The sequence below is a fragment of the Pseudorhodobacter antarcticus genome, from assembly GCF_900110135.1.
GTDB lineage: Bacteria > Pseudomonadota > Alphaproteobacteria > Rhodobacterales > Rhodobacteraceae > Pseudorhodobacter > Pseudorhodobacter antarcticus.
Genome location: NZ_FOCO01000004.1, coordinates 86888 through 109385 on the forward strand (window position 1 = coordinate 86888; position 22498 = coordinate 109385).

At 62.3% G+C, this 22498-nt stretch carries 15 protein-coding genes; 10 read left to right on the top strand and 5 right to left on the bottom strand.

Going from position 1 to position 22498, the window contains the following annotated elements; translation table 11 throughout:
* Positions 1-56: 56 nt before the first annotated feature.
* The gene (locus BMY36_RS03010; protein ID WP_050518003.1) at positions 57-2609 is read right to left on the bottom strand and encodes a response regulator; all 2553 of its coding nucleotides are present in this window, start codon (positions 2607-2609) and stop codon (positions 57-59) included.
* A gap of 157 nt (positions 2610-2766) precedes the next feature.
* Between BMY36_RS03010 and BMY36_RS03015 the strand changes: the two genes are divergently transcribed.
* Together BMY36_RS03015 and pbpC are read left to right on the top strand one after the other, a co-directional pair.
* Entirely contained in the window at positions 2767-8205 is a 5439-nt protein-coding gene (locus BMY36_RS03015) for an alpha-2-macroglobulin family protein (RefSeq protein ID WP_074818400.1), read from the top strand.
* A gap of 59 nt (positions 8206-8264) precedes the next feature.
* The gene (pbpC, locus tag BMY36_RS03020) at positions 8265-10241 is read left to right on the top strand and encodes a penicillin-binding protein 1C (RefSeq protein WP_231579630.1); all 1977 of its coding nucleotides are present in this window, start codon (positions 8265-8267) and stop codon (positions 10239-10241) included.
* A 116-nt stretch (positions 10242-10357) separates the two neighbouring features.
* On the opposite strand, the gene BMY36_RS03025 is transcribed toward pbpC, so the two are convergent.
* The gene (locus BMY36_RS03025) at positions 10358-11533 is read right to left on the bottom strand and encodes an acetyl-CoA C-acyltransferase family protein (RefSeq protein ID WP_050518001.1); all 1176 of its coding nucleotides are present in this window, start codon (positions 11531-11533) and stop codon (positions 10358-10360) included.
* A gap of 107 nt (positions 11534-11640) precedes the next feature.
* Positions 11641-11805 carry a hypothetical protein gene (locus tag BMY36_RS19800; protein ID WP_156215033.1) on the bottom strand — a complete coding sequence of 55 codons (165 nt, stop codon included), beginning with the start codon at positions 11803-11805 and terminating at the stop codon, positions 11641-11643.
* Positions 11806-11964: 159 nt separating this feature from the next.
* Between BMY36_RS19800 and BMY36_RS03030 the strand changes: the two genes are divergently transcribed.
* Genes BMY36_RS03030 through zapE form a run of 4 tightly spaced genes read left to right on the top strand, consistent with a single transcriptional unit; the run spans position 11965 to position 15510 of the window.
* A complete protein-coding gene (locus BMY36_RS03030; RefSeq protein WP_050518000.1) occupies positions 11965-12318 on the top strand; it encodes a DUF1428 domain-containing protein in 354 nt (117 codons plus the stop codon).
* Complete coding sequence (locus BMY36_RS03035) at positions 12315-13160, top strand: MBL fold metallo-hydrolase (RefSeq protein ID WP_050517999.1); 846 nt, start codon at positions 12315-12317, stop codon at positions 13158-13160. Before BMY36_RS03030 ends, BMY36_RS03035 begins: the two co-directional genes overlap by 4 nt.
* Entirely contained in the window at positions 13157-14401 is a 1245-nt protein-coding gene (gene fahA, locus BMY36_RS03040) for a fumarylacetoacetase (protein ID WP_050517998.1), read from the top strand. Before BMY36_RS03035 ends, fahA begins: the two co-directional genes overlap by 4 nt.
* A 29-nt stretch (positions 14402-14430) precedes the next feature.
* Positions 14431-15510, top strand: a complete 1080-nt coding sequence (gene zapE, locus BMY36_RS03045; RefSeq protein WP_050517997.1) for a cell division protein ZapE — start codon at positions 14431-14433, stop codon at positions 15508-15510.
* Here zapE and BMY36_RS03050 read toward each other — a convergent pair.
* The gene (locus BMY36_RS03050) at positions 15505-16263 is read right to left on the bottom strand and encodes a TSUP family transporter (protein WP_050517996.1); all 759 of its coding nucleotides are present in this window, start codon (positions 16261-16263) and stop codon (positions 15505-15507) included. The two genes, zapE and BMY36_RS03050, sit on opposite strands and share 6 nt — an antisense overlap.
* Positions 16256-17134 (bottom strand): phosphoserine phosphatase SerB, encoded by an 879-nt coding sequence (gene serB, locus BMY36_RS03055; RefSeq protein ID WP_050517995.1) that lies wholly within the window; start codon positions 17132-17134, stop codon positions 16256-16258. Before serB ends, BMY36_RS03050 begins: the two co-directional genes overlap by 8 nt.
* Positions 17135-17285: 151 nt before the next feature.
* Here serB and BMY36_RS03060 point away from each other — a divergent pair, with 151 nt between their 5' ends.
* The 4 genes from BMY36_RS03060 to BMY36_RS03075 all read left to right on the top strand — a co-directional run bounded on the left by BMY36_RS03060 (position 17286) and on the right by BMY36_RS03075 (position 22454).
* Positions 17286-18428 (top strand): phosphoserine transaminase, encoded by a 1143-nt coding sequence (locus tag BMY36_RS03060; protein ID WP_050517994.1) that lies wholly within the window; start codon positions 17286-17288, stop codon positions 18426-18428.
* A gap of 99 nt (positions 18429-18527) precedes the next feature.
* A complete protein-coding gene (serA, locus tag BMY36_RS03065) occupies positions 18528-20123 on the top strand; it encodes a phosphoglycerate dehydrogenase (protein ID WP_050517993.1) in 1596 nt (531 codons plus the stop codon).
* Positions 20124-20248: 125 nt separating this feature from the next.
* A complete protein-coding gene (locus BMY36_RS03070; protein ID WP_050517992.1) occupies positions 20249-21004 on the top strand; it encodes a metallophosphoesterase in 756 nt (251 codons plus the stop codon).
* A gap of 76 nt (positions 21005-21080) precedes the next feature.
* The gene (locus BMY36_RS03075; RefSeq protein WP_050517991.1) at positions 21081-22454 is read left to right on the top strand and encodes an MATE family efflux transporter; all 1374 of its coding nucleotides are present in this window, start codon (positions 21081-21083) and stop codon (positions 22452-22454) included.
* The last annotated feature ends 44 nt before the right edge of the window (positions 22455-22498 follow it).

Below are 22498 nucleotides of genomic sequence, written 5' to 3' on the forward strand. Positions count from 1 at the left end.
CCGGGCAGCGATGCGCCGGGCCTTTTTCATTTGGAGGCTTTATTTGGGCTTTTGGGTTAGGCCACTTCAGCCGCTTGGGGTTGGACCACGGGCAGCGCATCTTTGGGGCAATGGCTGACCAGCGCATCGGTTATTGCGGTTTTGCGCAAGGGTTTGGTGAGGTATTCATCAATGCCTGCGGCAAGGATGGAGGTGTCATCGCCGTCCATCGCATGGGCGGTTAATGCCACGATGGGCACATGGGTGCCGCGCGTGGATTCCAGCGCGCGAATGGCGCGGGCGGCGTCTTTTCCATCCATTTCGGGCATTGAGATGTCCATGAAAATCATATCGGGGTGGAAGCTGTCAAACAGCTCCACCGCCTCGCGGCCATTGTTGGCGAAGGTGAGGTCGATGGCCAAATCCTTGACCATTTTGCGGAAAACGAGCTGGTTTGTGCGGTTATCTTCGGCGGCCAGCACGTGCATCAAGCGGCTGCCTGCGGGGGGCGGTGGGGCCGGCGCGGGCGCTGTGACCGTGGGGGCGTGCAGGTCGCGCAGGCGGCGGTAAAGTTCGGAACGCAGCAGCGGTTTTTGCAAAACGGTGGCAAGATGCTGCGCGCCGGGGGCATCGCGCACCGTGCCGGGGTTGGAGGAAAAGAGGACGATGGGCAGGCTGTGACCCTGTTCGCGCACGGCACTGGCCAGTTGCAGCCCGGTCATTTCCGGCATTTCATGATCGGTGATCAGCACATCATAATTGGCATCGCGGGCGAGTTCGGCCAGCACATCGGCCCCAGACCGGCACAGCGTGACGGTGATGCCATAGGTGGTTAACTGCCGTTCCAGAATGGTGCGGTTGATGAATTTATCATCAACAACCAATGCGCGGCGCAAGGTGACGGGGGCGAGCATCACGGTTTGATCTTCGGCTACGGGAAGGGTGATGCGGAAGCCGAAACACGAGCCTTTGCCAAATTCACTGTCGACCCAGACGCTGCCGCCCATCCGTTCAATCAAGCTTTTTGAAATGGCGAGGCCAAGGCCCGTCCCTTCGAATTTTCGGTCCGCCTCGGATTCCACTTGGTTGAATTCGCCAAACACATGGTCGAGTTGGTCGGCGGGGATGCCGATGCCCGTATCTTCGACCGAAATGTGGAGGGCTTGTTGGCCGGGGTCGGTTTCCAAGCCGACGATGCGGACCAGCACATGCCCTTTTTCCGTAAATTTCACCGCATTGCCAATAAGGTTGGTGAGAACTTGGCGCAAACGGCCCGCGTCACCGACAAAACGGGTGGGCAAGAACAGATCGAAATCAATCATCAGATCAAGGCCACGTTCGCGCGCGCGGGGCTGCAGCAGCATCGCGACTTCATGAATGATGCGTTCTAAATCAAAAAGTTCTGGGTGCAGGGTCAACCGCTCCGCCTCAATTTTCGAGTAGTCCAGAATGTCGTTGATGATGACCAAAAGCGCCTCACCCGATGACCTGATGGTGTCGGCGAACAGACGTTGTTCCTCATTCAAATTGGTATCGCAGAGGAGTTCGGCCATACCGACCACACCGTTCATGGGCGTGCGGATTTCATGGCTCATGTTCGCAAGGAACGCGGATTTGGCGCGGTTTGCCGCCTCGGCGGCTTTGCGCGCGGTTTCCAGCGCGGCCTGTTGTTCTTTTTGATGGGTGATGTCGACGCGCAGGCCAACGCGGCCACCATCGGGGGTGGGCTGTTCCAGCACGCGCAGCCAGCGACCGCCCGCCAATTCCTGTTCGCGCTCCTCTGGGCCATCAAGGGGGTTGCCGATTCGGGCGTCGAGCCATTCGTTTTCGCAACCAATGGCGTCGATGAAACTGCCCGCATCAAGCCCCGCGCGCAGGATGGATTCGTAAGTGGCGCCGGGCTGCATCAAATGCGCGCTTTCGGGGTAAATTTCGCGAAAGCGTTGGTTGCAGGTGAGGAGCTGTTCGTTGCGATCAAAGAGGACAAAGCCGTCAGGTATCGCCTCAATCGCGGCCCAGATGCGCATTTGTTCTGTGATATCAAGGGCAAGGCAGACCATATCCCCATCGCGCGCGCGGCGGTCCACAAGGCGCAACCATTGGCCAGAGGTGAAATGAACCACCTCCGGTTCAATGGGGTCACCATCCCAGCGGGCGCGCATGCGGGCGGCCCAATCGGCGGGATTGGCATCGCCGATGTCGACCATCCCCTCCTCTGCCGTGATTTTCAAAATCTCGGCGTAGGGCGTGCCGGGGCCGACGCCATAATCGAGATAGGGCGAAAGGTAGGCGCGGTTGGCGACGAGCAAGCGTTGTTCGGCGTCAAACACCGCGAACCCATCGTTCAGGGCGTTGACGCTGTCGCGCAGGCGGCGTTCTGCCATGACGGCGGTGGTGTGGGCGGCGTCCAGATCGGACAAAAAGCGGGAGTTTTGGCCTTTTAGCATCTGCGCCTCGGTCACGGCGGCGTGGGTGACGTGACGCTGTTCGACGATTTGGTTGGACAGCGCGCGGGCGTGCAGGGCCAGTTTTTCATTTGCGGCATAAAGTTCGCGCTGTTTTTGTTCCAGCAAGCGTTCTGCGGCCAAGCGCCCGCGCCGTTCCTTGGCCAGTCTGTCCACAATATCCATTGTCGTCCTAATCTTTGTCTGCGAATCCATGGGCCTGCCCGGTGCCTTTGCACACTCGCCCAACAAGATGAATTGAGTGTTAATTCATCTGGGATTTTGGGGGGAGGCGTGCCAAGGTTGGGGGACCGATTGGCGTATTTGGCGGAGGTGTTTTCCCATGGCTTATTTCCTGAAATCTGTAGGTGGCGCGGTTTTGGCGGGGCTGTTGGCGATGACCGGTGCCAGTGCGCAGGATTTGGTGCCCGCCAAGCGGTTTATGTTGAGCCAGGATGTGGATTTGCCAGGGGGCGATATTGCGTCGTTGTTTGATACGGATTTGGCGGCCTGTCAGGTGGCGTGTTTGGCGAATACGTCCTGCACCGCGATCACGTTCAATGCGCGCAATGGGTCGTGTTTTCTGAAGGCGGGGGCGGGGGCGGGTGTGCCTTATGCGGGGGCGATTTCAGGGGATGTTCTGGTGGCGGGGCGCGGGGCGCAGGATTTGGCCCAAGTGCGGGCGGCAGAGTTGGATTTTCTGGGCGCGGGGGATTTTGACGTGGCGCGGGCGCAGGCCGTGGGATTGGCAGCGCAGCATTTGACCGGAGGCTGGACGGCGGCGGATTTGTTGGCGGCGGCGCAGGATACGGGGGCGCAGGATACGGGGGGGGATGTGGCGCGGGCCGCCGGGTTGGTGGGGGCGGCGATCAATATCACCGATGCGGCGGGCGATTGGGCGGAATATGGGCGGTTGTTGGCCGTGGCCGCGCTGGGCGATGCGGACAATCGCGGGGCGTTGCAGGCGCGGGCGCTGGCGGCCAGCGTGAACGGGTATGTGCGGGCGGATGGGGCGGGGTTGCGCCATTCGATCTTGGTGCAGATGGCTGAGGTGTTGGAGGCGCAAGGGCGCGGGGCCGATATGGTGCCTGCGTTACGGCTGGCGCAGGCGGTGCAGCCGCGCGTTGATACCGAGGTCGCGCTGGGCGTGGCCATGGGGAAATACGGGTTCCGGGTGATGGAAAACGATGTGCAATCTGACAGCGCGCGGCCCCGGATTTGCGCGCAGTTTTCGGGTGATTTGGCGAAGGGGGTGGACTTTAACCCCTTTGTGCAGATGGACGCGGCGGGCCTGACGGTGGAACGCAATGGCGACCGTTCGTTGTGCGTGGAAGGGGTGGCGCATGGCGCGCGGTATGCGTTGACGTTTCGCGCGGGCATCCCGGCGGCGGATGGGCAAGTGACCGCGCGGCCTGTGACGATCACGGCATATGTGCGCGACCGCAGTCCGGTGCTGCGCTTTGGCGGGCGGGCTTATGTGTTGCCGCGCGCGGGTGATGCGGCGCTGCCGATTGAATCGGTGAACGCGGCGCAGGCGGATTTGACGCTGTACCGCGTGACCGACCGCAACATCCTGCGCGCGGTGCAAGAGGGGATGTTGAGCGAGCCGATTAGGTTTTGGCAAGAAGATGGGTTTGCCAACGGGATTGGGGCGCAGATTTGGGCAGGCCAAGCCGATTTGGCGATGGAGGTGAACCGCGATATGACCACGCGCTTGCCCATGGCAGAGGCGTTGGCGGGCCAAGGTGCGGGGATATTTGTGCTGCGCGCGGCGCTGCCGGGCAAGGCGGCGGATGAGGTGGCCCCGGCGTGGCAGTGGTTTGTGGTGTCTGATCTGGGGATAAGCACCCTGTCGGGGATTGATGGGTTGCATGTGGTGGTGCGCAGTTTGGGTACGGCGGGCGCGAAACCGGGTGTGACGGTGGAATTGTTAAGCCGGGGGAATGAGGTGTTGGGCACCGCGCAAACCGATGCGCAGGGGTTTGTGACCTTTGCAGCGGGATTGACGCGCGGTGTGGGCGCGCAGGGCCCGGCGATGGTTGTGGTGCGCGATGGGGCGGATGACACGGCGTTTATGTCGCTGACCGACCCGGAATTTGATCTGTCAGACCGAGGCGTGGAGGGGCGTGAGGCGGCCCCGCCGATGGATGTGTTTTTGACGACCGACCGGGGTGCGTACCGCGCGGGGGAGGTGGTTTATGCCACCGCCTTGACCCGTGACGGTGATGCGCGCGCGATTGCGGGCGTGCCGTTGACCGCGATTGCGAAGCGCCCCGATGGGGTGGAATATTCGCGGGCGGTGGCGAGTGATGCGGGCGCGGGCGGGCATGTGTTTGCCGTGCCAATTGCGGGCAGTGCGCCGCGTGGGACGTGGCGGTTGGAGGTGTTGGCGGATTTGGAGGCGGCACCTTTGACCAGCCGCACGTTTTTGGTCGAGGATTTTCTGCCGGAACGGATTGATTTTACGCTGACGTTGCCGGATGCGCCGTTGCGCCTTGGCGATGCGCCGGAGTTGACGGTGGAGGCGAAGTATCTGTTTGGCGCGGTTGGGGCGGATTTGGCAATTGAAGGCGATGTGATTTTGCGCGCGGCCAAGGGGCTTGCGGCGTATCCCGGCTATGCCTTTGGATTGGCGAATGAGCCGTTCAGCACGCGGGTTGAAGGGTTTGGCGGCGCTGTGACCGATGCGCAGGGGCGCGCGGTGGTGACGCTGGCGATGCCGCAGGTTGATGACCCCGCCCGCCCGTTGGAGGTGGTTGTGGTGGCGCGCGTGGCCGAAGGATCCGGGCGGCCTGTGGAACGGAGGTTGATGACGCCCCTGTCGCCTGCGGCGGCGATGATTGGGGTGAAACCGCTGTTTGACGGTGTGGTGGCGGAAGGTGCCGAAGCGCGGTTTTCGCTGCTGGCTGTGGGGGCGGACGGCCCCGTGGCGATGCCTGTGGCGTGGGAATTGTCGCGGATTGAAACGCGTTATCAGTGGTATCAGGAATTTGGCAATTGGAATTGGGAACCTGTGACCAGCCGCGAACGGGTGGCCGAGGGGGTTTCGGAACTGGGCGCTGCCGTGGAGATTGGTGCGGCCGTAAGCTGGGGCGAGTATGAGTTGGTTGTGACCCAAGCGGGGGGTGCGGCGGCGACCAGCACGCGGTTTTATGCGGGCTGGTATGCGCCCGCCGATGTGACCAGCACGCCCGATACGCTGGAACTGTCGTTGGACAAGGCAGCGTATAAGCCCGGCGATGTGGCGCAGTTGCGAATTGTGCCGCGGGCCGCGGGCGTGGCGCTGGTTTCCGTTTTGTCGAACCGCGTGGTGTCGATGCAGATGGTGGATGTTGTTGCGGGCGAAAACACCATTGCGCTGGATGTGACGGATGATTGGGGCGCGGGGGTGTATGTGACAGCCTCCGTTTTGCGGCCGATGGATGTGGCGGCGGGGCGCAACCCCGCGCGGGCGATGGGATTGGCACATGCGGCCATTGACCCTGGCGATCGGGCGCTTTTGGCGACGGTTGAGGTTGCGGCGGAGGTTGCCCCGCGTGGCCCGATGGAGGTGGCGGTGCGGGTTGATGGGTTGCGCGCGGGCGATACGGCGTTTGCCACGATCGCGGCGGTGGATGTGGGGATTTTGAACCTGACATCTTTTGGCGTGCCGGACCCAAAGGCGCATTACTTTGGCCAGCGCAAGTTGGGCGTGGGGTTGCGCGATGTCTATGGCCGGCTAATTGACGGGCTGAATGGTGCGGTTGGTGTGGTGCGGTCGGGTGGCGATGCGGCGGCGCAGGCACGGTTGGAGGCGCCACCCCCGACCGAGGAATTGGTGGCCTATTTCATCGGACCCGTGACGGTGGGTGCGGATGGGTTGGCGCGGGCTTCGTTTGATTTGCCATCGTTCAATGGCACGGTCCGCGTGATGGCGGTGGTGTGGTCGCAAGCGGGCGTGGGGCAGGCGAGCGCGGATGTGTTGGTGCGTGACCCGGTTGTGGTGACCGCATCGGTGCCGCGCTTTTTATCGCCGGGCGACGAGAGCCGGATGCTGTTGGAGGTGGTGCATGCCACGGGGCCAGCGGGGCGGATGGGGTTGGATGTGACCGCTGCCCGGTTGGCGCTGGGGGCGGTGCCATCGGGGTTTGAACTGGCTGTGGGCGGTAAGGCGGTGTTTGAGGTGCCGATCACGGCGGGGGTTGAGGGCGTGCAGGAGGTTTCTGTCGCGCTGACCACGCCGGACGGCAAGCAGTTGACCAAAGTGTTGCGCATCCCCGTGCAGCGGGGCGACCCAGAAATTGCGCGCAGCTCACGGTTGGATTTGGCGGCGGGGGCGGTGTTTACGCTGGACCAGTCGGTGTTTGACGGGTTTGCGCCGGGGTCGGGGCTGGCCACAATGGCCGTGGGGCCGATTGCGCGGTTGGATGCGCCGGGGTTGCTCGCCGCGTTGGACCGATACCCTTATGGCTGTACGGAACAGGTGACATCGCGGGCGTTGCCGTTGATTTATTTTGATCAAGTGGCGCAGGCGATGCAGATGAAAGGCGCGGAGAATATCGGGGTTCGGATTGCCGAGGCGGTGGGCGCGGTCTTGACGAACCAAACATCGGAAGGCGGGTTTGGGCTGTGGGGGCCAAGTGCGGGGGATTTCTGGCTGGATGCATATGTCACCGATTTCCTAAGCCGGGCGCGGGCGCAGGGGCATGCGGTGCCGGATGTGGCGTTCCGGTCTGCGTTGGATAACTTGCGCAATCAGGTGAATTACACGGCGGATTTTGATGAGGGGGGTGAGGCGCTGGCCTATGCGTTGATGGTGCTTGCGCGTGAAGGGGCGGCGGCGATTGGCGATTTGCGGTACTATGCGGATGTGAAGGGCGATGCCTTTGCCACCCCGATTGCGCAGGCGCAGTTGGGGGCGGCGTTGGCGAGTTATGGCGACCAGCGGCGCGCGGATGCGATGTTTGCGCGGGCAGGCGCGCGCATTGCGGCGGATGGGCTGGAGGAGGCGCAAGTGTACCGTGCGGATTACGGCACGGCGCGGCGCGATGCGGCGGCGGTGTTGACGCTGGCGGTGGAGGCGGGATCTGAGGTGGTGGACCGCGATGCGCTGGCCTTGGCGTTGCGGCCCGATGGGCGGGCCATGTCAACGCAGGAGTCTGTGTGGACGTTGCTGGCGGCCAATGCGTTGATTGATCGGGCGGGGGCGGAGGGGATTACCTTGAACGGCCAGCCTGTGGATGGCCCATTGGTGCGGGTGTTGCGGGCGGGGGCGGATGCCCCGGTGGCGGTAGCGAATGGTGGGGCGGCAACGGTGTTGACGGTGACCGCGTATGGTGTGCCGGAGGTGGCGGGGCCTGCATCGGGGAATGGCTATGCCATCACGCGGCAGTATTTCACCATGGAGGGGGATGCGATTTCGCTGGACCAAGGCGTGCAGGCGGGCGACCGGATGGTGGTGATGCTGCAGGTGCAACCGTTCGGTACAGCGCAAGCGCGGTTGATAGTGGCCGACCCGCTGCCTGCGGGGTTTGAGATTGATAACCCCAACCTGCTGCGCGGCGGTGAGGTGGGCGGCCTTGGTTGGTTGGATGTGCTGGACAGTACGGAGCATAGCGAGTTCCGGCAGGACCGCTTTATCTCGGCAGTGGATTGGGAAGGGCGAGACACGTTCCGGCTGGCCTATGTTGTGCGGGCGGTGTCGCCGGGCAGTTTCCACCATCCAGCGGCGTCGGTCGAGGATATGTACCGGCCTGATTACCGGGCGCAAACAGATGCGGGGCGTGTGGTCATCGCGCCGTGACAATCGGGCCTAAGACACGTTGGCTGTTTGCCCTGGTTTTTGCCCTGTGGGGTGGGGCCGTGGCGCGGGATGCGGGGGACGCGTGGGTGGATGCCACGGTGTTGCCTGCGTTGGGGGTGGAAACCTCGGTCGAGGTGTTGGCGCGGGATGGGCGGTTGTTGCGCGCCTATACCGTGGCGGATGGGCGCTGGCGCATGGCGGTTGCGGAAGGGGCGGTTGACCCTGCCTTTGCGGCGATGCTGGTGGCGTATGAAGATAAGCGGTTTTATCGCCATGTGGGTGTGGACCCATGGGCGGTGCTGCGCGCTGTGGGGCAGGCGGTTTGGAACGGGCGCGTCGTGTCGGGCGGATCGACGCTGACCATGCAGGTGGCGCGGTTGTTGGAGGACAGCGGAACCGGGCAAATTGTCGGGAAATTACGCCAAATGCGGGTGGCGCTGGCGTTGGAGCGGCGGCTGACCAAGGGCCAGATTTTGAACCTGTATTATCAGATTGCGCCTTATGGCGGGAACTTGGAGGGGGTGCGGGCGGCGTCCATCGCGTATTTTGGCAAGGAGCCGCGGCGGTTGACGCCTGCGCAAGCGGCGCTGTTGGTGGCGCTGCCGCAATCGCCCGAACGGCGCAGGCCAGATGTGAGGCCGGAGGCGGCAGAGGCGGCGCGGGGGGTGGTGCTGGAGCGCGCAGTGGCGGCGGGGGTGATTTCCGGCGATCAAGCGCAGGCGGCGGGGCGTGAAGCGGTGCCGCGCGGGCGGGTGGATTTTCCCGCCCTTGCCCCGCATGTGGCGGACCGGGTGGTGCGGGCGGCACCGGGCGTTTTGTTGCACCGCACCACGATTGATTATGCGTTGCAAGCACAGGTGGAGGCGTTGGCGGCGCAATCGGTTGCGGCACTTGGCGACCGTTTGCAAGTCGCGATTGTGGTGGCGGACCATGCATCGGGCGCGATTTTGGCGAGCGTGGGGTCCGCGGCGTATCAAGCGGATGCGCGGCAGGGGTTTATTGATATGACGCGGGCGCTGCGCAGTCCGGGGTCGACGTTAAAGCCGTTGGTCTATGGCTTGGCGTTTGACGAAGGTTTGGCGCACCCTGAGACGTTGATGGACGACCGCGCGATGGATTTTGGCGGCTATGCCCCGCAAAACTTTGACCGGGTTTTTCGCGGCATGGTGCGGGTGCGTGAGGCGTTGCAACTGTCGCTGAACTTGCCCGTGGTGGCGCTGACCGATGCGATGGGGGTGGCGAAGCTGATGGCGGGGCTGCGCAGCGCGGGGGTGGAGGCGCAGGTGCCGGGCGGCGCGCCGGGGCTGGCGGTGGCGCTGGGCGGGCTTGGGGTGCGGTTGGAGGATATGGTGGGGCTTTATGGGGCCATCGCGCGGGGGGGCGTGGCCCGGCCGTTGCATGTGGAGGGCGCGGGAGTGGAAGGCGCGCGCGTGATGTCGGGCGTGGCGGCATGGCAAGTGGGGGATATTTTGTCGGGCATGGCCCCGCCCGTGGGCGCGCCTGTGAACCGCTTGGCGTATAAAACGGGCACGAGTTACGGGCACCGCGATGCCTGGGCGCTGGGGTTTGACGGGGCGCATGTGGTGGGGGTTTGGATGGGGCGGGCGGATGGGACGCCTGTGCCCGGTGCCTTTGGTGGTGATTTGGCGGCCCCGGTGTTGTTTCAAACATTTGCGCGGATTGGGCGGGGTTTGGTGCCGTTAGGCCTGCCGCCTGCGGCTGCGCTGATTGTGGCCAATGCGGGCCTGCCGCAGCCGTTGCGGGTGTTTCGCGCGCGGGGGGCGGCCTTTGTGGCGGCGGGGCCGGAAGTGGCGTTTCCCCCTGACGGGGCGGAGGTGGAGGTTATGGCGGAGGGGATGTTGTTGCGGGTGCGGGGCGGCGTGGGGCCGTTCACTTGGCTGGTTGATGGGCGGCCCGTGGTGGTGGCCGCGCGGGCGCGCGAGGCGATGGTGGCCACGCCGGGGTTGGGGTTTGTGGTGGTGTCGGTGATTGACGGGGCGGGGCAATCGGCGCGGGTGCGGGTGCGGCTGCGGTAGGTGGTTTTGGGGCAGGCGCTGGGGGGATTTCACATCCCCCGTCGTCCATTGGGCTTGAACCAATGGCGCAACAATGAACGACCCCCTAGCGGGATATTTATGAACAGAAAAAGGGGCTAGAGGCGTTCAATGGCGATTGCGATGCCTTGGCCGCCGCCGATGCACATAGTGATGAGGGCGGTTTTGGTTTGCGTGCGTTCGAGTTCGTGCAGCGCCTTGAGGATGAGGATGGCACCTGTGGCACCCACGGGGTGGCCAAGGGCGATGGCGCCGCCGTTGGGGTTGACGCGGGCGGGGTCAAGGTTGAGGGCGTTTGTGACGGCGAGGGCTTGGGCGGCAAACGCCTCATTCGACTCGATCACGTCGAAATCGGTGATTTTGAGGTTGGTTTTGGCCATGAGGGCCTGCACGGCGGGGATGGGGCCGAGGCCCATGACGTGGGGGGCCACGCCTGCGGTGGCGTAGCCGAGGATGCGGGCGCGCGGGGTGAGGTTTTCGCGGGTGGCGGCGGATTCGCGCGCGAGGATGATCGCGGCGGCACCATCATTGATGCCGGAGGCGTTGCCTGCGGTGACGGTGCCGTTTTGTTGAAAAGCGGGGCGCAGGGCGGTGAGGGCATCGAGCGTGGTGGATTTTGGGTGTTCGTCGGTGTCAAAACTGGCGACGCCTTTGCGGGTTTTGATGTCGATGGGCGCGATTTGGCTGGTGAAATACCCGGCGGCGATGGCCTGGGCGGCGCGGGTTTGGCTTTGCAGCGCAAAGGCGTCTTGGTCGGCGCGGGTGATGCTGGATTGTGCCGCGACGTTTTCGGCGGTCACGCCCATGTGCCCGGTGCCAAACGGGCAGGTGAGCGCGCCTGTCATCATGTCCAGCGCCGATGTGTCGCCCATTTTCTGACCCCAGCGGGCGGCGGGCAGGATGTGGGGACTGCGCGACATACATTCCGCCCCGCCTGCCAGTGCGAAATCAGCATCACCCAGCATCAGGGATTGGGTGGCGGACACGATCGCTTGGGCACCCGAACCGCAGAGGCGGTTGACGTTCATCGCGGGAGTGGTGTCGGGGATGCCTGCGTTGATCGCGGCGACGCGGGCAAGGTACATATCGCGCGGTTCGGTGTTGATGACATGGCCGAACACGACTTGTCCGATTTGGTCCGGCGCGATGCCTGCGCGGTCGATTGCGGCGCGGGCGGCGTGGGTGGCGAGGTCGATGGGGGCAATGGCCGCAAGGCTGCCACCAAAGCTGCCGATGGGGGTGCGTGCGCCGGAAAGGATGACGATATCGGTCATGGGGGCCTGCCTTTTTGCGGTGGGTTTGGGGCAGTTTGCCTGCAACCCTGCATCACTGCAAGCGGTGCTGTACAACCGCCGCCCGGACCCCCGGACGGCGCGTGGTTTCAAAGGTAACGGCGCGGGGCGATGGTGGCATCGCGCAGGGCGTTGTCACCGGACAAAAGCCGCCACAGATGCACCATTGTCATCATATCATCATCCGCCGCCGTGCGCGTGGCGTGGTCGTTCAACCGCATCACACGCACCCCATCAATCATTTCAACCGTCATTTTTGGCACCCTGTGCAAAGCGCCCCCAGAGGCAGGATGGGCCCTTGGGGGTTAACAATTTGTTACGGCGCGCGGGGGCAATCGTTAAGATTTATCCCTCAATTTGGGGTTCGACTGTGGGCGGCGTGGCGCGTAAGCTGATGGTAGGGAGGAACCGCTATGACCTATTTTGAGACATTCGTGGCCCCGGTGCCGTTGGATCAGTTGGAGGAGTATTTCACGCTGGCGGCGAAGATGGCGCCGATCTGGAAATCTTATGGGGTGTTGTCGCTGCTGGATGCGCGGCCGGAAAATGTGCCGATAGGCAAGATCACATCATTCCCGCAGGCGGTGCAATGCGATGATGGCGAGGTGCCGGTTTTTGGGTTTATGACGTTTCACGACCGCGCGCACCGCGATTTGGTGATGGAGCAGGCGATGGGCGACCCGGTGATGGGGGCGTTGATGCGCAAGGTGCCGATGGACGGCAAGCGCATGATCTTTGGCGGGTTTAGTGGCGAGGTGGTGGGGTGAGCGACCGGGTGGTTTTGCTGGGCACCAAGGGCGGGCCTGCGTTGCGGGCGGGTGGTGCGATGCCCACGGCCAGCCTGTTGGAGATGGACGGGCGGCGGGTTGTGGTGGATTGCGCGATTGGGGTGACCAAGGGTTTGGTGGAGGCGGGGATGGACCTGCGCGCGCTGGATTTGATTTTCATCACGCATCTTCATTCGGACCATGTTTTGGAATTGGGGCCGCTGATTCATACCGCGTGGACCACAGGGTTGAAGACGCCTGTGACCGTGTACGGCCCGCCGGGAATTGACGCGTATTGGGCGGGGTTTTTGGCATCCATGGCCTACGACAACGCCATTCGCGTTGCGGATGAAGGCCGCGTGCCGTTGGGCGATTTGGTGCAGGTGGTGGTGTACGGTGAGGGCGTGGTGCTGGACGGGCCGCTGCGGGTGAGCGCGTTACGCGTGCCGCACCCGCCCGTTGTCGATGCGTTTGCGTTAAGGTTTGAAGGCGCCCGTGTGGTGACGTTTAGCGGCGATACGGCGTATTTCCCGCCTTTGGCGGAGTTTGCGCGCGGGTCGGATGTGCTGGTGCATGAGGCGTTGTTGCCTGCGGGGGTGGAGGCGATTATCGCCAAAACCGGCCTTGGCGACAAGCTGCGCAACCACCTGTTTGCCTCGCACACCAAGGCGGTGGATGTGGGGCGGATTGCGCAAGCGGCGGGCGTGGGGCGGTTGGTTTTGAACCATCTGGTGCCTGCGGATGATGCGGAGATTACGGCTGCCGATTGGTTGGCGGAGGTGGCGCAGACCTTTGCCGGGGATGCGGCTGTTGGTACGGATGGAATGGAGATTTTACTGTGACATTGATGCGGTCTTGGGTGGCAGGGGCGAACAGTGCCGAAGGCGAGTTTCCGTTGAACAACTTGCCTTACGGGGTGTTTTCGGTTGGCGGGGATGACCCGCGCTGTGGGGTGGCGATTGGGGATATGATCCTTGATCTGGCCGCGATGGAGGCGGCGGGGCTGCTGCGCCTGTCGGATGATTTGGTGTTTGACGTGCCGTTTTGGAATGAGGTGATGGAGCTGGGGCCAGAGGCGTGGGCGCGGTTGCGTGTGATGCTGTTCGGGTTCTTGGGTGAAGGGGCGGAAACGCGCGGCATTGTGGAGCCGTATCTGGTGCCCATGGCGCGGGCGCGGCTGCATATGCCGATTTTGGTGGGCGAATACACCGACTTTTTCGCCAGCGCGCATCATGCCCGGAATATGGGGGCGTTGTTGCGCGGCACGCCCGGCCTGCCCGCCAATTGGCTGCATATGCCGATTGGGTATAACGGGCGGGCATCAAGCGTGGTGGTGTCGGGCACCGATATTCACCGACCCTTGGGGCAGGTGCCGCAAGGGGCGTTTGGCCCCTGCCAGCGGTTGGATATTGAGCTGGAAATGGGCGCGATTGTGGGCACGGGGTCCACTCTTGGCCAGCCGATCACGACCGCTGAGGCGGCGGAGATGATCTTTGGCTATGTGCTGCTGAACGACTGGTCCGCGCGCGATATTCAAGCGTGGGAGGCGCAACCGCTGGGGCCATTCCAAGGCAAGGCGTTTGGCACCACAATTAGCCCGTGGATTGTGACCCCCGCCGCGTTGGAGCCGTTTCGCTGTGGGCCGCCCGTGCGTGAGGTGCCGCTGTTGCCGTATTTGCAAGAAGCTGTGCCGGGGTTTTACGATGTGCAGTTGCAAGTGCAGATGCAGCCCATGGGGGCGGCGCGGGCCAGCACGATTGCGCGCAGCAATTACAAGCATTTGTATTATTCGGCAGCGCAACAACTGACCCATCATGCGGTTGGGGGCTGTGACATGAACCCCGGCGACTTGCTGGGGTCTGGCACGATTTCGGGGCCGGAAAAGGCCGAGTTTGGGTCGCTGATGGAGCTGTCGTGGGGTGGGGCGGAACCGTTGACGTTGGAGACGGGCGAAGTGCGCTGTTTTGTGGAGGATGGCGATACGATGACCTTGCGCGGCCATGCGCAGGGCGATGGGTTTCGTGTGGGGTTTGGCCCTTGTGCGGGGCGGATTTTGCCAGCGGTGAACATGCCGGGCTGGTGATGGGCGCGGCCTTGGGGTAAAGCGCCGCCATGCGCCAGACATTGACCGAGATTTATGATGCTAAAGTGACCGCAGGCAGCCTGCGGGCCGACCCGGCGCAGCATGGGGTTTTGCCCGTGCTGGAAGAGTTGCGGGTGTGGGCTGAAAGCCGCGGTGCGCGCAAAACGGGGTTGCTGAAAGGGCTGTTTCGCAAGGCAGAGCCTGTGCCAAAGGGGTTGTACCTGTGGGGTGGCGTGGGGCGCGGCAAGTCGATGGTGATGGATTTGTTCATCGCGTGCACCCACACCCCCGCCAAACGCCGCGTGCATTTCCACGCGTTCATGCAAGACATCCACAAAGGCATGCACGCCGCCCGCAAAAAAGGCGTCGATGATGCGCTGGAACCCGTGGCGGAGGCGATTATCCGCGAGGTGCGGCTGCTGGCATTTGACGAAATGCAGATCACCGATATTACGGACGCGATGATCGTGGGGCGGCTGTTTGAAAAGCTGTTTGCGGCGGGTGTGGTGGTGGTGACCACATCCAACCGCGTGCCCGAGGATTTGTACAAAGACGGGCTGAACCGCGCGCTGTTTTTGCCGTTCATCGACCAGTTGCGCGACCAAATGCAGGTGGTGCATTTGGAAAGCCCGAATGATTACCGCCAGCACCGATTGGAAGGCGCGCAGGTGTATTTCCACCCCGCAGGCAAAGCGCGCGACAAGATCAACGCGATTTGGACGGACCTGACCGGGGGTGGCGGCGAGGTGCTGCGCCTGCCCGTGAATGGCCGCGAGGTGGAATTGCCGCGTTTCGCCAATGGCGTGGGGCGCGCGAGCTTTTGGGAGCTGTGCGCGCGCCCGCTGGGGCCAGCGGATTATCTGGCAATTGCGCAAGCGGTGCGGGTTTTGGTGCTGGAGGATATTCCGCAGCTTTCCGCCAGCAACTATAACGAGGCAAAGCGGTTTGTGACCTTGATTGACGCGCTGTATGAGGCGCGGGTGCGGCTGGTCGCATCGGCGGCCGACGCGCCGGAACGGTTGTATATCGAAGGTGCGGGCAGTTTTGAATTTGAACGCACTGCCAGCAGGTTGCGCGAAATGCAAGCCGAAGGTTGGGGCAAATTATAGCATTTGCCAGATGAGGCGGAGCGCGAGCGCGGTTGAGGTGACGACCAGCAGCGGTTTGATGAGCCGTGCGCCAATCCGCATGGCGAGCTTCGCACCAAGGTAAGCGCCAGCCGCTTGGGCCACGCCCATCGCCAACCCCGTAATCCACCACGGCGCGCCGGACAGGGTGAACACCAGAAGGCCCCCAAAATTCGACGCGAGGTTGAGGAGTTTGGTGTGCGCGGTCGCCTTTAGTACGCCATAGCCTGCCAGCAGCACAAAACCGATCATGTAAAATGCGCCAGCACCCGGCCCGATTAACCCGTCATAAGTGCCGACCAGCGGCACGACAAAGGCGGTGAAATGCAAGGGCGTGATGCGCTGGGCGCGGTCCGCGTCCGTGAGGCCGGGTTTGAAGGCGAAAAACGCGGCGATGCCGATCAGGATGATGGGCAGGCCAAGGCGGAATGTTTGCGCAGGGATAAGGTGGGCGAGCATGGCCCCGGTCATGCCTGCGGCGAAGGCAACTAGGGCGGCGAAGGCCTGCGCGCGCAGGTTAACATGGCCCGCGCGGGCATAGGAGATGGCGGCGGTCGCGGCCCCAAACACCGCTTGCAGCTTGTTGGTGGACAGCGCTTGCACCGGGGTGGCCCCGGCGAGGAGGAGGGCGGGCAGGGTGATTAAGCCGCCGCCGCCCGCAATCGCATCCACAAACCCCGCAAGGAAAGCGGCGGCGATAAGGAGGGCGGCGATGTCGGTCGTGACTTCAAACACTTGCGAAATCTTCGATCCGGTAGCCTTGGAGGTACAAAAGCGCCGTCAGATCGCCATGGTTGATGCGGATGTTGCATTGGGCCGCGACACTGGGTTTGGCATGCAAGGCCACGCCTGCGCCTGCGAGGCCGAGCATGCCGAGGTCATTGGCGCCGTCCCCCACCGCGATCACATCGGCGGGGGTGATGCCCAGTTTGGCGGTGATGTCGTGCAGCGCATCCACCTTGGCTTGGCGGCCCAAAATGGGGTCGGCCACGGTGCCTGTCAGGTGGCCGTTTTCAATATGCAGCGTGTTGGCGCGGTTTTCATCGAACCCCAGAACGGATGCGATATGCTGTGTAAAGGCGGTGAAGCCCCCAGACACCAGCGCGGCATGTGCGCCGTTCGCCTTCATCGTGGCCAGCAGCGCGGGGCCGCCGGGCATCAGGGTGATGCGGTTGGCCAGAACTTTGTCGATCACGCTGGCAGGCAAGCCGCGCAACAGCGCCACCCGTTCGCGCAGGGCGGCGTCAAACTCCAATTCGCCATTCATCGTGCGGGCGGTGATGGATGCCACATGCGCGCCCACGCCCGCCTCATCCGCCAATTCATCGATACATTCTTGCTGGATCATCGTGCTGTCCATATCGGCCAACAGCACGCGTTTGCGACGGTTCGCGCTGGGTTGCACGACCAGATCAATGCCCATGGGTTGCAGGCCCGCCCACGCATCCCACAGGTTGGCGGGCATCGCGGGAATGGTAAATTCCGCCGCAATCGCCGGGTTCAACCAATGCGCATCGCCGCCACCCCACGCGTTGCGCAGGGATTCCACGCTTGTGCGGTCCAGAACTGGGGTGGTGGGGTTGGTCAAAAGCGTGGCTGTGAACATGGGTGTTTTCCTGCGTGGGGAGGTGTCGCAATTTGCAGATGATGCGGCGCTTTACGCCAATAATCCCCCTTGCGCCAGCCCTTGGATGGGCGTAGTGCGGCAAGTGGGACACCCTTCCCCAACGAAGGGCATTTATCTGTGAGGATACCACATGACTGGTACGACCCCGGCCGTTCGGCCTGCAAATCCGCGTTTTTCTAGCGGCCCCTGCGCGAAAATCCCCAATTATTCCCTTGATATGCTGGCTGACGCGCCTTTGGGCCGTTCGCATCGTGCTGCCGTTGGCAAGGCCAAACTGTCGCAGGCGATTGCGCTGACGGCGGAGATTTTGGGCCTGCCAGACGGATACCGCGTTGGCATTGTGCCCGGGTCCGACACGGGCGCTGTTGAAATGGCAATGTGGTCGCTGCTGGGCGCGCGCGGCGTGGAAATACTGGCGTGGGAAAGCTTTGGCGAAGGCTGGGTGACCGATGCGGTCAAGCAGCTGAAGCTGGATGCCACCGTGCGTGTGGCCCCTTATGGCGAGATTGTGGATTTTGCGCTGGTCGATTTTGACAAGGATGTGGTGTTCACATGGAACGGCACGACATCGGGTGTGCGCATGGCCAATGGCAATGCTATCCCGGCAAACCGCGCGGGGTTGACGATTTGTGATGCGACATCGGCCGCGTTCGCGATGGAGTTGCCGTGGGACAAGCTGGATGTGGTGACGTTTTCTTGGCAAAAAGTGCTGGGCGGTGAAGGGGCGCATGGCGTGATCGTGTTGTCGCCGCGCGCGGTGGAACGGTTGGAAACCTATACCCCCGCGTGGCCACTGCCGAAAATTTTCCGCATGACGTCCAAAGGCAAGCTGATTGAAGGGATTTTCAAGGGCGAGACGATCAATACCCCGTCGATGCTGGCGGTGGAGGATTATCTGGTCTCGTTGAAATGGGCGCAGTCGATTGGCGGCCTGAAGGGGTTGGTCGCGCGGGCCGATGCCAATGCCAAGGCGGTTGCGGATTTTGTGGCCAGTCGCGATTGGATTGCGAATTTGGCGGTTGATCCGGCGACAGCATCGACCACATCGGTGTGCCTGAAGTTTGTTGATGCGCGGATTGTCGATGGCGATGCGTTTGCCAAGGCGGTGGCGAAACGATTGGAAAAGGCGGGCGTCGCCTTTGACATTGGCGCCTACCGCGATGCGCCTGCGGGCTTGCGGATTTGGTGCGGATCGACGGTGGAAACCGCCGATGTGGCCGCGTTGATGCCGTGGCTGGATTGGGCGTTCAACGCCGAGATTGCCAACCTTTGATCTAAGGGGCGGTGGGTTTGCACCCACCCTACCCATACTCCGTAGGGTGGGTGCAAACCCACCGCGCGGCAAATCCAATTTATATATAGGAGCGCCAACATGGCCCCCAAAGTCCTCGTATCCGATGAACTGTCTGAAACCGCCGTGCAAATTTTCCGCGACCGCGGGATTGATGTGGATTTCATGCCAACCCTTGGCAAAGACAAGGAAAAGCTGGCGGAAATCATTGGCAATTATGATGGCCTTGCCATCCGGTCTGCCACCAAAGTCACGGCCAAGCTGTTGGAAAACACTGACCGTTTGAAAGTGATCGCGCGCGCTGGCATTGGCGTTGATAACGTCGATATTCCCGCCGCGTCGAAAAAAGGCGTGATCGTGATGAACACGCCGTTTGGCAATTCCATCACCACGGCCGAACATGCGATTGCGATGATGTTTGCGGTGGCGCGGCAATTGCCCGAAGCCAACGCATCGACCCACGCGGGCAAATGGGAAAAATCCCGCTTTATGGGTGTGGAATTGTTCAACAAAACGCTGGGCGTGATTGGTGCGGGCAACATTGGCGGCATCGTTTGCGACCGCGCGCTGGGCCTGCACATGAAAGTCGTCGCCTATGACCCCTTTTTGTCTGAGGAACGCGCGAAATCAATGGGCGTGACCAAGGTGGAGCTGAACGAGCTGCTGGCCCGCGCCGATTTCATCACCCTGCATGTGCCGTTGACCGACAAAACCCGCAACATCCTTGACGCGGCCAGTTTGGCCAAAACCAAGCCCGGCGTGCGCATCATAAACTGTGCGCGCGGCGGTTTGGTGGATGAGGCGGCGCTGGCTGATGCGCTGAAATCCGGCCATGTGGCAGGGGCGGCGTTTGACGTGTTCGTGGTGGAACCTGCGACCGAAAGCCCGCTGTTCAACCTGCCCAATGTCGTTGTGACCCCGCATTTGGGCGCATCGACATCCGAAGCGCAGGAAAACGTGGCCCTGCAAGTGGCCGAACAAATGTCGGATTTTCTGCTGACAGGGGCCGTACAAAACGCGCTGAACATGCCATCCGTGACGGCCGAGGAAGCCAGTGTGATGGGCCCGTGGATTAAACTGGCCGAACATCTGGGCGCGTTTGTGGGCCAGATGACCGATGAGCCGATCAAGGCGATCAATGTGCTGTATGATGGGCATGTGGCCGATATGAACCTGGCGGCGCTGAACTGCGCCGCGATTGCAGGGATTATGAAGGCGACGAACCCCGATGTGAATATGGTGTCGGCCCCGGTGGTTGCCAAGGAACGCGGCATCCAGATTGCCACGACCAGCCAGGGAAAATCGGGCGCGTTTGATGCGTTTGTCAAACTGACCGTGGTGACGGACAAACGCGAACGCTCCATCGCGGGCACCTGTTTCAGCGATGGCAAGCCGCGCTTTATCCAGATCAAAGGCATCAACATCGACGCCGAAATCGGGCATCACATGCTCTATACCACCAACGAGGATGTGCCCGGCATGATCGGTCTATTGGGCATGACCATGGCGAAAAACGAAGTGAACATCGCCAACTTTACCCTTGGCCGCACGGGCATCGGCAAAGAGGCGATTGCGATCCTCTATCTCGATCAACGTTTGCCGCAAAAGGTGGTGGAGCTGTTGGAAGGGACGGGCCTGTTCCAACAGGTCAAGCCGCTGGAATTCGACGTGGGTTGACCTCACAGGTTAACAAAGTCTTATTCATCTTGGCAAAAATACCTCGGGGGGGGGAACTGCATTGCCCTTGCAATGCAAGGTCGGGGGGCTGGCCCCCACCCTTTTTCCATTAAGAAAGCTCTTTGATGCAAAGCTATGCGATCGGCGACATTCACGGCCATATCGACCTTTTGCGCGCTGCCCATGCCCGCATCGCAGTCGATAAAGCGGCGCATGGCACCCCAAGTGCCCCCATCGTGCATATCGGTGACTTGGTGGACCGGGGGCCGGATTGCCGGGCTGTGGTGGATTATCTGATGCAGGGCGTGCAGGCGGGGCAGCCTTGGGTGGTGCTGAAAGGCAACCATGATCACCTGTTCACCCTGTTTTTGGACGATCCGCTGGCCCATGACGACGGCCTGCGCCGTGATTTGTCGTGGTTGCACCCAAAGATCGGGGGTGCGGCCACGCTGGCATCCTATGGTGTTGAAAACGCAGGCGACCGCCCCATTGCCCCTGTCCATGCCGAGGCGTTGGTGGCCGTGCCCCAAGCCCACCGTGATTTTCTGACCAGCCGCCCCGCCTATTTCGCGCATGAAGATCGCATGTTCGTTCATGCGGGCGTGCGCCCCGGTATCGCGATGGCCGATCAAGCCGAGGGTGATTTGCTGTGGATCCGTGACGGGTTTTTGGACTATCGCGGCCCCTATCCTTGGCTGTTGGTGCATGGGCACACGGCGCTGTCTGCGGCGGTGCATTACGGCAACCGCGTGAATATTGACAGTTCGGCGGCGTATGGCGGGCCATTGACGGCGGTGGTGATTGACGGCGCCGATGTGTTTGTTTTGACCGATACGGGGCGCGTTTTGCTGCCTGTCACACCAGATGCGGCCATCCGTTAAGGGGCCGTTGGATTTCCCCTTTTGATCGGCTATCTTGCGGCCTTGTCCCTGTTTTGGGGCCGCAAAGGGGTTGAATATGGCGGGCGCATCACTGGACCGGGATCTGACAACCGGTACGATTGGCAGTCATTTCAAAGCTTTGGCAGTGCCTGCCGCGATTGGGATGTTGTTTTCTACGCTGTATAATGTGGTTGATGTCTATTTCGCGGGAATGATTTCCACGCAGGCGCAGGCCGGGCTAGCGGTGGGGTTTCAGGCGTTTTTCATCAATATGGCGGTGGGCTTTGGCCTTGGGGCCGCGATGGGTGCCTTGGTGGGCAAGGCCAAGGGCGGCCGGGATGAGGGGCGCGCACGGCTGCTGGCGGTGCAAGGCATTGGTTTGGGTGTGTTGTTGACCGCTGCGCTGATGGTGATCGCCGTTTGGCTGGGGCCTGCGTTGATCACTTTGGTGTCCGAACCGGGGGAATACCGCGATGCGGGCATCAGCTATTTCATGTGGTTGATTTTGGCGCTGCCGGGGTTTTTGCTGGCTTACGGCGGTAACGGGGTGTTGCAGGCGCGAGGCGATACCAAATCATTGCAGCGCGCGTTGGTGGTCGCGTTTTTTGCCAATGTGGGCCTGAACCCCTTGTTCATTTTCGGGATACCGGGCGTGGTTCCGGGGATGGGGTTTAACGGCATCGCCTTTTCCACAGTGGTCAGCCAGACCGGGGTGATGCTGTATATTTTGTACCAATTGTTTGGGCGCAAGATTATGCAGGGTCTGCGTTTGGCGGATTTTGTACCCGACGTTGAGGTTTATCGCGTGGTGTTGCGGCAGATGTTGCCAACCAGCCTGTCGATTGCAGTGATGTTTATGACCGGGTTTGTCATTCAATATTACCTGAAGGAATTTGGCGGGTCGGCGGTCGCAGCCTATGGCATCGCCCTGCGGGTGGAGCAGATTATGCTGCTGCCCGTGCTGGGGATGACGGGGGCGCTGTTGCCGATTGCGGCGCAAAATTTTGGCGCGAATGACCACGCGCGGGTGCGCGAAGCGGTGTTTTACTGCTGGAAACTGGGGTTTTTGATGATGTTGGTCGCCTGCCCGGTGCTGTGGTTTGGCGCGGAATGGGCGATGGGGCTGTTTACAAGCGACCCAGAGGTGATCCGCGTGGGGGTAAGTTACCTGCATGTCGACGGGTTTGTGCTGCCGTTTTACATGATGCTGTTTTCCATCAATTCATTCTTGCAAGCGTTGCAAAAGCCGATTTGGACGTTGTGGATTGGGGTGTACCGTCAAGGGATTGCGGTGGCGCTGTTCGTGTTTTTATTCGTGCGGGTGTGGGAGTTCGATGTGTGGGGCGTATGGTTTGGTGTTGCTGTCGCCGTGATTTCGGGCTGGGTGCTGGCCATGTGGGTGGCGCAAAAGGTGGCGCGTGACGTGATTGGCGGGTTGTGGGTGCGGTAATTTAGGGCTGCGCTGCTGTAACCTCAAGCTGCGCTGCTGGGGTT